This window comes from Candidatus Poriferisodalis sp. (assembly GCF_965208895.1).
Classification (GTDB): Bacteria; Actinomycetota; Acidimicrobiia; order Acidimicrobiales; family Poriferisodalaceae; genus Poriferisodalis.
This window is the reverse complement of sequence record NZ_OZ242363.1, coordinates 3030847-3043219: the sequence shown is the minus strand read 5'-3', so window position 1 is coordinate 3043219 and position 12373 is coordinate 3030847. Positions and strand designations below refer to the sequence as shown.

At 66.5% G+C, this 12373-nt stretch carries 13 protein-coding genes; 8 read left to right on the top strand and 5 right to left on the bottom strand.

Going from position 1 to position 12373, the window contains the following annotated elements:
* Positions 1–14 precede the first annotated feature (14 nt).
* On the bottom strand, positions 15–674 hold the full coding sequence (locus ACOGJB_RS13700; protein WP_419837655.1) for a VOC family protein: 660 nt from the start codon (positions 672–674) through the stop codon (positions 15–17).
* 57 nt (positions 675–731) lie between these two features.
* On the opposite strand from ACOGJB_RS13700, the gene ACOGJB_RS13695 reads away from it, so the two are divergent.
* A complete protein-coding gene (locus ACOGJB_RS13695; RefSeq protein ID WP_419837654.1) occupies positions 732–1955 on the top strand; it encodes a TetR/AcrR family transcriptional regulator in 1224 nt (407 codons plus the stop codon).
* Entirely contained in the window at positions 1952–3262 is a 1311-nt protein-coding gene (locus ACOGJB_RS13690) for an alkyl sulfatase dimerization domain-containing protein (protein ID WP_419837653.1), read from the top strand. Before ACOGJB_RS13695 ends, ACOGJB_RS13690 begins: the two co-directional genes overlap by 4 nt.
* 4 nt (positions 3263–3266) lie before the next feature.
* Here the strand turns inward: ACOGJB_RS13690 and ACOGJB_RS13685 are convergent, their stop codons facing one another.
* Positions 3267–3866: a carboxymuconolactone decarboxylase family protein gene (locus tag ACOGJB_RS13685; protein ID WP_419837652.1), complete on the bottom strand. Its 600-nt coding sequence runs from the start codon at positions 3864–3866 to the stop codon at positions 3267–3269.
* A gap of 112 nt (positions 3867–3978) precedes the next feature.
* Between ACOGJB_RS13685 and ACOGJB_RS13680 the strand changes: the two genes are divergently transcribed.
* The 4 genes from ACOGJB_RS13680 to ACOGJB_RS13665 are packed head-to-tail and all read left to right on the top strand — an operon-like array spanning position 3979 to position 7552.
* Entirely contained in the window at positions 3979–4773 is a 795-nt protein-coding gene (locus ACOGJB_RS13680; RefSeq protein ID WP_419837651.1) for an SDR family NAD(P)-dependent oxidoreductase, read from the top strand.
* A gap of 1 nt (position 4774) precedes the next feature.
* Complete coding sequence (locus ACOGJB_RS13675; RefSeq protein ID WP_419837650.1) at positions 4775–6244, top strand: aldehyde dehydrogenase family protein; 1470 nt, start codon at positions 4775–4777, stop codon at positions 6242–6244.
* Between the two features lie 22 nt (positions 6245–6266).
* The gene (locus ACOGJB_RS13670; RefSeq protein WP_419837649.1) at positions 6267–6695 is read left to right on the top strand and encodes a cupin domain-containing protein; all 429 of its coding nucleotides are present in this window, start codon (positions 6267–6269) and stop codon (positions 6693–6695) included.
* A complete protein-coding gene (locus ACOGJB_RS13665) occupies positions 6692–7552 on the top strand; it encodes an MBL fold metallo-hydrolase (protein ID WP_419837648.1) in 861 nt (286 codons plus the stop codon). The genes ACOGJB_RS13670 and ACOGJB_RS13665 overlap by 4 nt, the downstream gene beginning before the upstream one ends.
* Here ACOGJB_RS13665 and ACOGJB_RS13660 read toward each other — a convergent pair.
* Positions 7542–7787: a hypothetical protein gene (locus tag ACOGJB_RS13660; RefSeq protein WP_419837647.1), complete on the bottom strand. Its 246-nt coding sequence runs from the start codon at positions 7785–7787 to the stop codon at positions 7542–7544. The genes ACOGJB_RS13665 and ACOGJB_RS13660 overlap by 11 nt on opposite strands.
* Before the next feature lie 319 nt (positions 7788–8106).
* On the bottom strand, positions 8107–8757 hold the full coding sequence (locus ACOGJB_RS13655; RefSeq protein ID WP_419837646.1) for an NYN domain-containing protein: 651 nt from the start codon (positions 8755–8757) through the stop codon (positions 8107–8109).
* A gap of 192 nt (positions 8758–8949) precedes the next feature.
* Between ACOGJB_RS13655 and ACOGJB_RS13650 the strand changes: the two genes are divergently transcribed.
* The gene (locus tag ACOGJB_RS13650; protein ID WP_419837645.1) at positions 8950–9120 is read left to right on the top strand and encodes a hypothetical protein; all 171 of its coding nucleotides are present in this window, start codon (positions 8950–8952) and stop codon (positions 9118–9120) included.
* Between the two features lie 162 nt (positions 9121–9282).
* On the top strand, positions 9283–10518 hold the full coding sequence (locus ACOGJB_RS13645) for a Fic family protein (RefSeq protein WP_419837644.1): 1236 nt from the start codon (positions 9283–9285) through the stop codon (positions 10516–10518).
* A gap of 544 nt (positions 10519–11062) precedes the next feature.
* Here the strand turns inward: ACOGJB_RS13645 and ACOGJB_RS13640 are convergent.
* Positions 11063–12355, bottom strand: a complete 1293-nt coding sequence (locus ACOGJB_RS13640; protein WP_419837643.1) for an ISL3 family transposase — start codon at positions 12353–12355, stop codon at positions 11063–11065.
* Positions 12356–12373 lie beyond the last annotated feature (18 nt).

The following is a 12373-nucleotide window of genomic DNA, read 5'->3' as shown; positions in this document are numbered from 1 at the left end:
GTCTTCGTCGATGGTCATGAAGCTTCGACCAGGCCGTTCTCGTCGAACAAGGGCATGTCCTCGGGCTTGGGATCGAAGTAGTCGGGGTCGTTGTCGATGTCGAGGACTCGCCGGTACTTGAGCGCCGCCTCGATGTTCTCGTTCCATCGTTCCTCGGGGAACTCGTACATCATCTCGACGACCGTGCCGTCGGGGTCGCGGACATACAGGCTCTGGCTCATGCCGTGCTCCATGCGGAACTGAATCGGGTAGCCAGTGTCGACCACGTGGCGAACCTGCTGCTTCCACGTCTCGAGGTCGGGATAGGTCCACGCGAAGTGGTTCAGGCCGGGGGTCTGCAAGGGCCCGGTCGGGATCGGGAGCGAATCGGGGTCCTTGGCTGGACTCAGCGCGATGTCGTGGTGGGTGTGACCGTGGGACCGGTAGAAGCGCAGGAACCGCGGCTGCCCGGGGCCGCCTTGTGTGCCGCAGTGCTCGAGGCGCATCACCCGGGTCCAGAAATCGTGCGACTTCTCCATGTCGCGGACGTTGAGCACCATGTGGTTCACACCGTTGGCACCGCCGTAGACGCCGCCGAGCGTGGCGACCTCGCTCGACCCGTCGTCCTGCCACTCACGGAAGGTTTTGTCGAGGTTGCCGGCACCGTCGCCGGGGGAAGAGGATCCTTGAGCCATGGGGGTCAGGGTAGTCCTGGCAGCACAGTCCTAGTCAAGGACTAGATTGGGGGGGCGATGACCGCCGAGGCCCATCACCGCGAAGCCCGCGTTCGGGGGCCGGATGCCGTTCGGGCACGGCTGCTGACTGCGGCGACCGAATTGTTGGCCCAACGAACACCGTTCGACGTGACCGTGCGCCAGATCGCCGAGCGAGCCGGCGTCAACCACGGGCAGATCCATCACTATTTCGGATCCAAGGACGGACTGGTCGCAGCGACGATCGCCGATGGAGCGGCGCGCTACCACCAGGACCGCATGCACGACGGTCAACACTTTCCCCTGCCGCTCGATGCGGCCAACCGGCCGGCCGGGTGGCGCACACTCGCTTACCTCGCAAGCACTGGGGCGTGGCGCCAACCACCGTTCGAACCGTCGCCGGTCGTCGGCTGGCTGGCGCATCGGCGGGCCGACGACATCGGGCGCCCGGCAAACGACCCCGAGGTGATGGCGGTCACCGCGGCGACTACCGCACTGCAGCGCGGCTGGTGGATCTTTCGCGACATGATCCTCTACGCGCTTGCCCCGTTCGACCCCGACGTCGACGCGATCTGCGAGGACCTTTCGACGCGATCGATGCGACTCGTCGACCCGATCAAGTCAGAGGTCGACGAGCCGGCCGATGTGCCCGAGGCGCCAACCGTCGAGCCGGCACTCGAGCACGACCGCGGCCCTGAAGCTGTGCGGGCCAAGCTGATCTCCGCCACGACGGCGCTCCTGCTCGAATCCACGCCGTCCGCCATCACCCTGAAGGACATCGCAACCGAGGCGGGAGTCAATCATGGCCAGGTGCACCACTACTGCGCGTCGAAAGAGCACCTGATCGCGAGCTGCATCCAACGCCGAGCCGCCGCCTTGCTGGCGAGCGGCGCCGCCGAGGCGAACATCGTGCCGATCCACGCCGAACGCCGTCTTCCGCTCTGGCGCACGCTCGCGCACCTCGCCGCAACCGAAGAATGGGATCACGAGGCTTACACCCACTCGCCCATGGTCGCCCGCATGGTCGAAACGGTCGCTGAGCGCACGGGCCGCGCCACGACCGATCCAAGCGTGCACGGCCAGGTGGTCGCCGTCCACGCGCTCGACCTCGGCTGGGGCATCTATCGCAACATCATCGAGTACGGGCTCGAGCCGCTCGGTGGCGACCTCGTGGCGATGCGCCGGTATCTCGCCGCCCTCTCCACCCAACTCGTCGACCCCGACGTCTACACACCGCAACCAACCCGAGGATCACCCTCATGACCGACACCGCTGCTTCCGCCAAGCTTCGTTCGATCGACCACCTGTTCGCCCGCGATTGGGTCCAGCTCTCCGAGCGGGTCCACGTGGCGGTCGGCTATGGCGTGTCCACCTTCTCGTTCGTTGTCGGCGATACCGGTGTCGTCGCCGTCGACTCCGGATCGGTGCCGGCCCTGTCGACCGAGGCGATCGCCGAGCTCCGCAACCACACCGATCTGCCAATCGTGGGACTCGTCTACACCCATGGCCACCCCGACCACACCGGCGGCGCACCCGCGTTCCTCGACGAGAACCCCGACATCGAGATCTGGGGCAACGTTCGCTTCGGCGACGAGGCGCGGCGCTTCGCTCGCAACGGCGCATCGATCGCGCAGGTTCGCGGCAAGCGCCAGGCCGGGTTCTTGCTGCCGCCCGAGAAGCGGATCAACAACGGCATCGCACCGGCGATCTACCCGAAGGCGGGCGCGCTGGCGGGTGGGCCCGGGGGCGGCCCCGACCGTCGCACCTTCCCCACCAAGACGTTCGACGCCAACGGAGTCGTGGAACTCGGCGGGGTGACCCTCGAAGTCACGTCGAACCCGGGCGAGACACAGGACCAGATCATGACGTGGTTCGCTCAGGACAGGGTCGTCTTCGCCGGCGACAACATGTATCGGTCGTGGCCCAACCTCTACGCGATTCGCGGCACGCAATACCGCGATGTCCGCGACTGGTGCGAGTCGGTCGACCGCATGCGGGAACTCAAGGCCGAGCATCTCGTCCTGGGCCACACCACGCCCTTCTCCGGCACCGCGGAGGTCGACGAGGCGATCGACACCTACAGCCGAGCGATGTGGCACGTCTACAACGCGACGATCGAGGGGATGAACGCGGGCAAGACCCCCGACGAGCTGGCCCATGAGGTGACGTTGCCGCGCGACCTCGCCGACAACCCGATGCTCGGCGAGTACTACGGGAACGTCAGCTGGAGTGTGCGGGCGATCTTCACGGGCGTGCTCGGCTGGTTCGACGGCAACCCCGCAAGCATGAACCCGCTGCATCCGGCCGACCGAGGTGGCCGCATCGCCGAGCTCGCGGGTGGTCCCGATGTCTTGTTCGAGCGGGCCCAAGCCGCGATGGAGGATGGTGAGGCCCAGTGGGCGGCCGAGCTGTGCGACATGGTGATCGCGCTCGACCATCGCACCGCCGAGGCGAAGAACCTGAAGGCCGACGCGATCGACGAACTCGCCTACAACCTCGTCACCGCCACCGGCCGCAACTATCTCCACACCAGCGCGCAGGAACTGCGCGAGGCCGCCGCAACGCCGTGACCCCTTATGGGGTCGCGTGCTTGCCGGGCTCCCACCCCATCCCGCCGAGGACCTCCGTCGCGAACTCGACCGGCGCCGCTTCGGTCTCGGTGGCGACGCTGTCGTTCCAGCAGGTGAGGAACCCGAACAGGGAGATCATCGCCATGAGGTCGACCAGTTCGGCCTCGACGTAGCCGACCTCGCGCAGCCGATCGAACTGTTCTGGTCCGGCCATGCTCGGCCGCTGCGCCGCGGCCAACGCGAGGTCGAGCGCAGCCCGCTCCCTTTCGTCGAAGAGGTCGGAAGTCTGGTACTCCCAGATCGCGCGGATCTTTTCGGCATCGACGCCGTGGCGCGAGAGGTTCTTGGCCGCGTGGCTCTGGCAGTGCCGGCACCCGGCGATCTTCGACGTGAGCTCGGCCACCATGAACATGGTCTGCATCGGCACGGTCGACGACCCGCCGATCGACTGCTGGAGGTTCTGCACCGCCTTCGCAACCTCCGGCCGGCGGGCCAGCGTGAGTTGCGCATTCGGGTAATAGCCGCTGCGCTCGTATGACGCCTCCATCCGCTCCCGCATCTCGGGCGTGAGTTCGTCAAGGGTGAGGGGCCAGATATTCGGCATCAGAAATCGCCTTTCAGATAGCTCGAGACGAGCGTTTGGAATTCCTCTGGACAAGCCGCATGTGTCCCGGCCTAATCTAGTCCTCGACTAGATTTCGTTCCTCGGGGGATCCATGGACGTCAGCGGCAAGAACATCGTCATCACCGGAGGAGGCTCCGGTATCGGCGAAGGCATGGCGCGCCGCTTCGCCGCCGAAGGCGCGGCGGACATCGTCGTGGCCGACCTCGATGGCGACAATGCCCAGCGAGTCGCCGAAGAGGTGGGCGGCCACACCATCACGTGCGACGTCAGCGCCGAGGCCAACGTCGTCGCCATGATCGCGGCCGCCAACGATCACATGGGCCACATCGACATGATGGTGTCCAACGCCGGCATAGCGGGTGGTCGCGGTCTCGACACCCCGAGCGAACTCACCCAGAAGATGTTCGACATCCACGTCAACGCCCACATCTGGGCCGCCCGTGAGGTCGTTCCCGGCATGATCGAACGGGGCGGCGGCTACCTGCTCCACACGATTTCGGCCGCTGGTCTGATCTCAGGCCCGACGCCGATGCCGTACGTCACCACGAAGCATGCGTCGTTTGGCTTTTCCGAGTGGTGCGGCATCCACCTTAAGCCGAAGGGCGTTGGCGTGTCGACCCTGTGTCCGACCATGGTCATCACACCCGGCTTCGCCCCGCCGAAGCCGCCCCCCGGCGTTGAGCCGCCCAAAGACCTCGCACCGCCGATGAGCGTCGAGGAGTGCATGGACGCCCTCATGGATGGACTGGCCGAGGAGCGTTTCATCATCCTCCCCGAACCGGGCGTCGCCGACATGTGGGCGGCCCGCGGCAACGACTACGACGCGTGGATCGGCCAGATGGGCGCCATGTTCGCAGACACACCGCCACCGGGAGCAAGAAGCTGACATGCCTGATGTCGAGAAGAAGAGCGTCCAGCACTTCATCGACGGCGAGTTCGTCGACAGCGCCGACGGCGCCACCTTCGAGTCGATCAGCCCGATCGACAACGAGGCGGTCGCCGACGTCGCGCTCGGCGGCGCCGAAGACGTCGACCGGGCGGTTCGGGCCGCACGACGGGCATTCGAAGAGGGGCCATGGCCGCGCATGTCGGCGGCCGAACGCGGCGCGATCCTGTACAGGCTCGCCGACCTGCTCGAGGCCAACCGCGACGAGGTCGCGAACTGGGAAACCCTCGACACCGGCAAGCCGATCATGGCGTCGTCCACCCGCGACATCCAGGGAACGACCGAGCGGTTCCGGTTCTTCGCCGACTACGCAAAGCAGTCGCTCGATCACGGCGACCACTTCGACAATCTCGAGACCAACCAGAGCACCATCGTCGTGAAGGAGCCGGTCGGCGTCGTCGGGGCGATCGCTCCCTGGAACCTGCCGCTGCCGATGATGGGATGGAAGCTCGGCCCGGCGCTCGCGTTCGGCAACACCGTCGTGGCCAAGCCGTCGGAAGACTCGCCCATCACGACGTCACTTCTGGCGGAGATGTTCGCCGAAGCCGGGCTCCCCGACGGCGTCGTCAACGTCGTCAACGGCTTCGGACCCGCCAGCGCGGGCGGCGCGATCGTCGACCACCCCGGCGTCGACGCCATCACCTTCACCGGGTCGGGAACCGCAGGGCGCGCGATCATGGCCGCGGCCGCACCGACGCTCAAAAAGGTGGCGCTCGAGCTCGGCGGGAAGAGCGCCAACATCTTCTTCGCCGACGCCGATCTGTCGAAGGCTGTCCCCGGCTCGGGTATGGCGATCTTCGGCAACTCCGGCCAGATGTGCATCGCGTGTTCGCGCATGTTCGTCCAGCGACCGATCTACGACCAGGTCGTCGAGATGACCGCAGCCGTGGCCGAGAAGCTGCCGATCGGCGATCCGCGCGACCCGGCCACGGTGATGGGGCCGGTGATCAACACCGAGGCCGTCGAACGCATCCAGCGCTACATCGAATTCTCCACCGAAGACGGCGCTCGCCTCGTGGCCGGCGGCTACAAGCTCGATGGCGAGTTCGCAGCCGGCAACTTCATCAAACCCACAGTCTTCGCGGACGCCACCAACGACATGCGTTCGTGTCGCGACGAGATCTTCGGCCCAGTGCAGCACGTCATCCCGTTCGACACCGAAACCGAAGCGCTCAAGATGGCCAACGACTGCGACTACGGCCTCGGCGGCGCGGTCTGGACGACCGATCTCGGCAAGGCGAATCGAGTCTCACGATCGATGCGGACCGGCTTCGTCTGGGTCAACGGCTACGCCCGCCACGACGACCGAGCGCCGTTCGGCGGCTACAAGCAGTCGGGCATCGGCCGCGAGGGCGGGAAGTACTCCGAGGAGTTCTTCACAGAGCAGAAGGGCATCGAGTTCACCTACTGAACTCGTCGAAAGGAACTGAGTCATGGAACCCGATCAGGACGCAACCGTTCACAAGTACGACGACATGGAGGTGTTGGCGTTCGGCGAAGGCATCGGTCTGCGACGGGCCGCCGTCGGCGGCCTCGTCCAAACCTGGATCGAGATGACCGAAGGCAACGCCTCGCCGCTCCACCGCCACGAACCCGAACAGACCATCGTGCTCGTCACTGGCAAGCTCCGCGCCCGCAGCGGCAACAACGGGCAGGAGATCTACACCGAGATGGGGCCCGGCGACATGTTCACGGTGCCGTCCAACGTCATGCATCAGGTCGAAGCGCTCGAGGACTCCGTGTTCGTCGAAGCGTTCGGTCCGGGCTACGACGCGGACAAGGCGAGCAAGTCGCCCGAGAAGCGTCGCCAGGAGCGAGCCGCCGCTCGTGCCGCCGCGGCCGACGGCGAACCGGCTCCATGACCACAGCGGTCACGATCACCGGGAGCGGCACACCGATGCCGACCCCGGGCCGGGCCGGACCGGGGGCCCTGATCCGCCACGGCGACACGGCCATCCAAATCGACGCCGGGCGGGCGACCGCCCTGCGGCTCGTCGAGGCCGGCCTGGCGCTACCCGGTCTCGATGCACTCCTGGTCACGCATCACCACAGCGACCACATGCTCGGCATCACCGACCTGGTGCTGGCTCGTTGGATCAGCAATGGCCCGGGGCCCTGTCCGAGTCTCCCGATCCACTGCCCCGCGGGGCCCGCCGAGACCTTCGTCGGATCGCTCTTCGATCAGCTCGGCGCCGACATCGAGAACCGCCGCGCCCAATTCCCCTACGTCGACGCACCCGAGCCCACGGTGGTCCCGTTCGAGGCCACGGCCGAACCCACGCTCGTTGCCGAGTACGGCGAGATCGCCATCCATACGGTGAGCGTCGACCACGGCGGCCTCGAACCCGCAGTCTGCTTCCGTTTCACCACGCCCGACGGCGTGATCCTGATCTCGGGCGACACGCGCGTGTGTGGCGCACTCGAACAGCTCGCGGCAGACGCCGACGTGCTCGTGCACGAGGCGTTCTCACCCGACCTGCTCGCTCGCCGCGGCATGCCTGCCCCCGTGATCACGAACTTCTCGCACCACCATGCCGACGCCGGCGAAGTCGGCGCGCTCGCCGCGCGGCTCGACGTCTCCGAGCTCGTGATCACGCACATGATCCCGAGCCCGATGAACGCCGAGGAGACCGCGGTGTACACCGATGCAATCCGCGGCGCCGGCTTCGGCGGCGATCTCACGATCGCCGACGACCTCTTCACCGCGACTATTGGTTAAAGCCCGATGGCGGCGACCTCGGGCATGCCTGGTGCCGGGCGCGTGAGTAGGCGCCGTTGGCGACCACGCCGAGGGCAGCGACGAGGTCCGGGTTCGGTGCTACATGCACACCGACGAGTTCAGGGCCCAGGGTTGGTACGCCGACGACGAGCAGGTGTTGAAGCTGAGCCAGCCGTTCACGGCCGGCTGACCCCGACTCGGGGAAGGGCAGCAGACCGTGGATAACCAGCACCACGCGCCAGGAGCGCATCGATGTTCGGGGTTTCGCGCTGCCGATCTTGCAGCCGCGGAAACCACGGTCATATCTTCCCTGCGATCGACGCCCAACGCGACAAAGCGCGGGCCGCCCGATGGGCACGCGCTCAGCCCGCCGGTACCGGCACCGTTCGACCACATCCGATGAACACCACCAAGACCGGATACACAAGAAAATCCAAGTGTCACTCTTGTGGTTGCCGGGGCTCCCAGGCGCAGCAGCACCCGGTCGCGCGAGCACTACACGACCAGGCCCTCAGCTCCGCAATCACCGCACACACCCAACTGAGCCACAACGCTCACGGCTGGGCGAGGTAGTCGGTGGCGTCTTCCACAGCGGCGAAGTCCGCTGCGTCGAGGTAGTGGTTCCACAGATGCCGGCCGGGAATGCGCAGCGCCCTTTGCGGCTCAGGCGACGCCCACCAGGTGGCGGTCTCGACGCGCTTGCCCACCCGCACGGCTTCCTCGATCGCCGGCAGCAGGTCGGTGTCGGCGGACACCACCACGGCGACGTCGTAGCGGTCGTAGTGCGCGCCCAGCGCCAGGTGCAACGCAAGCAGCACATCGACGCCTTTCTCCTCGGCCCGCCAGCGCTGCCGGCCGTCGGGATGCTTGCCGTCGGGCCAGTAGCGCATCGGGCGAGTGTGAACGCTCACGCCGGCGAGCGCTTCCCAATGGGCCTTCTGACGGTCGAACGCCTGGACCAGTTTGTGCGAGCTGCGAGCGCCTGGCTGGCCCCGGTACACCTGCACTGTGTGGAGGCGGCGAGCCGGGTCGACGCCAAGGCCGCGGCGGCACAGCAGCTCGCCCAGCCGATCCGGATGGACGTGACCATGCCACGTCGGCGATCCTGCGGGCACGAACAGCGCTCGGGTGGTGTGCCAAGTGTTCTGGTAGTCCACGAACACCGCGACCCTGGTGCTGGCGGGCTGCGGCGACGTCTCAGACATGAGGGCAAAAAATAACCCCGCCATGCCCGGCAAAGCCGGCCAGACGGGGAGGAATAGAGACACCGTACCGGATACTGGCACGACGCCGCAACACACACAGGCCAGCATTGTGAACCGCTCTGGACGACCTATAGCTACGCCGAACGAGTCACACTGGGAATGGCCTGCATGGGTGGTCTGCCAGGGGGCACGATGGCCAAGAACGGCGGCAAGGGTGGCGGCCGGAACGGAGCCATCAGAGGCCGCAATCAGTTCCAGAATCCGAAGAACGGCAGCTGGATCAAGCGCGACACGTCCTCGGGCCGCTTCATGGCGATGAAGAGAGCCGGCGGCCTGTTCAAGGGCGTGCGACGCGAGGACTGACGGGCGCGATTCTGAAACGCCGAGGCCTCCGGCAGCAGCGCCCGCCTGCTCCAAGGATCCGTTGATCTCGACGATATGTAAGTTACGGTTATCTGATAACCGATACTTAGAGGGACCGTGGCATCACACTTGCGAAAGCGCTGGGACGCGAACTTCCAGGGGATGAGTCGACGAGATCGACGCGGCTGCGACTATGACGCATACCTCGCCGATCCACTCGCCGACTGGGACCTGTCGATCCCCGCCGACGTCGCTGCCGACGTCGCCGACGCCGAAGCAGCCGTTCGAGCACTGAATGACGCGGGCACGACTCATGTGAGCCTCGAGGGTCTGGCACGGTTCTTGCTGCGCGCCGAGTCAGTCGGATCGTCCAAGATCGAAGGCCTCGAGGCCGCTGCCCGTCGCCTCGCTCGAGCCGAGGCTGCGATCGCGCTCGGCGGTGACGCCAATGATCGCGTGGCGGTCGAGGTGATCGGCAACATCGCAGCGATGGAATCGGCAGTCGAACTCGCCACCAGCGCGGACCCCTTCGAGCTTGACGACCTGCTGTCGGTTCATCGCACGTTGATGGACAACTCGCCCACCCCCGAACTCGGCGGCGTCGTCCGACAGGAACAGAACTGGATCGGCGGGAGCTCGTTCAACCCATGTAGCGCGGCGTTCGTCCCGCCGCCGCACGAGTACCTCCCGGACCTGTTGGCCGACCTGCTCGACTACGTCAACGGCGACGAGCACTCCCCCCTCGTCCAAGCCGCCATCGCCCATGCTCAGTTCGAGACCCTCCACCCCTGCGCCGACGGCAACGGTCGCACCGGCCGAGCGCTGATCCACGTCGTGCTCCGACGCCGGGGCCTCGCCCCCACCTTCGTGCCCCCGTTGAGCCTCGTGCTCGCAACGTGGTCCGATGACTACGTCAACGGATTGATGACGTTCCGCCACCTCAGCGAACCCGACAGCGCCGAGCGATCCGCCGCTGCGGTCGGATGGCTCCGCATGTTCGCCACCGCCACCAGCCGAGCCTGCCAGGACGCCGACGCCTACAGCGACGACATCGACGAAATCACTGCGGCCTGGCGTTCAAAGCTCGGCCGCGTCCGAGCGAACTCGAGCACCGACTTGCTACTGGGCGTCCTGCCGGGCGCGCCGATCGTCACCGTGGAGTCGGCCAGCAAGCTGATCGGACGGTCCAAGGCGCGGACCACCGATGCAGTGAACACCCTTGCCGAGGCCGGGGTGCTCCGTCAGCGCAACGTCGGCCGGCAGCGGTACCGGGTCTTCGAAGCAACCGAAGTCCTCGACTTGTTCACCGATCTCGAGCGAGCGCTTGCCAGCCCGACGGGAAACACAAGAAGCGATCGACCCGTCCGGCTCGCGCCCCAGCGCCCCGAGGGCCACTGAGGGCGGTCGAACTCGGCCCCAGAAGACGTCGGATCGATCGGCGTCGATCTCGTCAAGCAGCTCGTCTACGTGCTGCGTCGGTTCGGCCCCCTCCTCGCGCCGCTTCATGGCGATGAAGAGAACCGGCGGCCTGTTCAAGGGCGTGCGACGCGAGAATTGACCGGCGCGATACAAGCCCCGGAGCTGCGCTCACAGGGCTCGCTGGTTGGTGGGTGTGTTCGCCACCTATGTGGACACTAGAGAATAGGGCCTTCTCGGGAGGAGTCCACACTTTCACTATAGGGGGTTCCACACTTTTTTGGCAACACCGCAGGTCAGAACACCTTTGATAGTACCTAATTCTGGTTACCGTATAGTGCCAAAATGAGTGGTCTCGGACAGCTCCGATTGTGCTCGAATCCGCTGCTTCCACACGATCGCGGCCTCTGATACCACGTTCTGCCCGAACGGTGGCATCCATTTAGGGCGAATTGACGTAGCGGTCCAGAAGAATCCTGCGTCCTCAAGCGGACTGAGCATTACATCCATAGTGGCTCTTCGCGCTTTAGCGTGGGGTGAGGGTGTCGAGCAGGGTCCAGTCGGGTTTGCCGGCATACAGCAGGACTCGGATGCGGTAGTGGTCGAAGTTGGTGACCCCGAACGACACTCGCTTGATCAGCTTCGCGAGGTTGTTGGCTGCTTCGGTCGGCCCGTTGGTCACCTGTGAGCGGTGCCAGTTGGTGATCGGGGTGCGCCAGGCGTGCAGGGTGCGGCCGAGCTTGTTCAGCTCCGGGGAGTACGTGTCGTCGCGCAGGTCGCGGGACAGTTCGTCGAGGGCTTCGAGCGCGACCTTGCGGTTTGGGATGCGGTAGGTCATGCGCAGGGTCTCCTTGGCGTGCCATGCGTCGCGGACTTCGCCGTGGGGGTCGCCGGCTGCGAGCAGGCCGCGCAGTTTCGCCTCGCCGCGTTCGGTGACTCGTTCGTGTGCCTTGAGCAGCAGCCGCCGTATCCGGTACAAGGGATCGTGCTTGGTGCCGCGTCCGCCGGTGGTCTCGTTCTGGACGCGTCTGCGCACTTCGTCGATGGTGCTGTTGGCGAGCTTGACGACATGGAACGGATCGGCGACCTGGATCGCTTTGGGCAGCGAGCCGGTGAACGCCTTGCGGTACGGCCCTGACAGGTCCATGACCGCCCACCGCACCCGCCGCCGCCACACCGAGGTGCGCGCCTGGATCCATCTGGTGGCCCCTTTGGCGCTCTTACCAGCGACTATGTCGAGCAGCTTGCCCCGCCTGGCGTCCACGATGGTGGTGCCCCAGTGCTGTTCGCGGTATCGGCCGCGGCGGAACATCAAGATCTCGTCGAGCCCCAAAGCGGTCACGCCGCCGATGCGCGACCGGTCGGCTTCGAGCAGCGCTCGGCCCCAGCGATGCACTGCGGCCATCGCGGTGTGCCAGTTGCAGCCCAGCTCGGCTGCGATCTCTTTGATCGCCCGTCCCTTGCCCGCCCCGCGGGTCGCCCAGCGAGCAGCCCGGCTCGTCATGCGCCCCCTGGGCGGCGCGATCTGAGGCTCCTGATCGGTGAACGTGCGCACCGCGCAGCCCTGATGAGGGCACAGCCAGCGGCGCTTGCGCCACACCAGCCGGGCCGGCCGCCCGAACGCCGGCAGATCAGCCAGACCCACCGCGCTCGCCCCGTGAGCCCACACCTTGCCGCCGCAGCCCCCACAGCACGGCCGCCCGCTCAACTCGATCTCGACTTCGAGCGGGCCGCCGCGGCGGCCCCGCACATCGAGCACCGCGACATGCGGGCCCAGACCCACGATCAACAACAACGCACGCGTAAGGTCAACAGCCACAGGGATCCTCCAGAACTC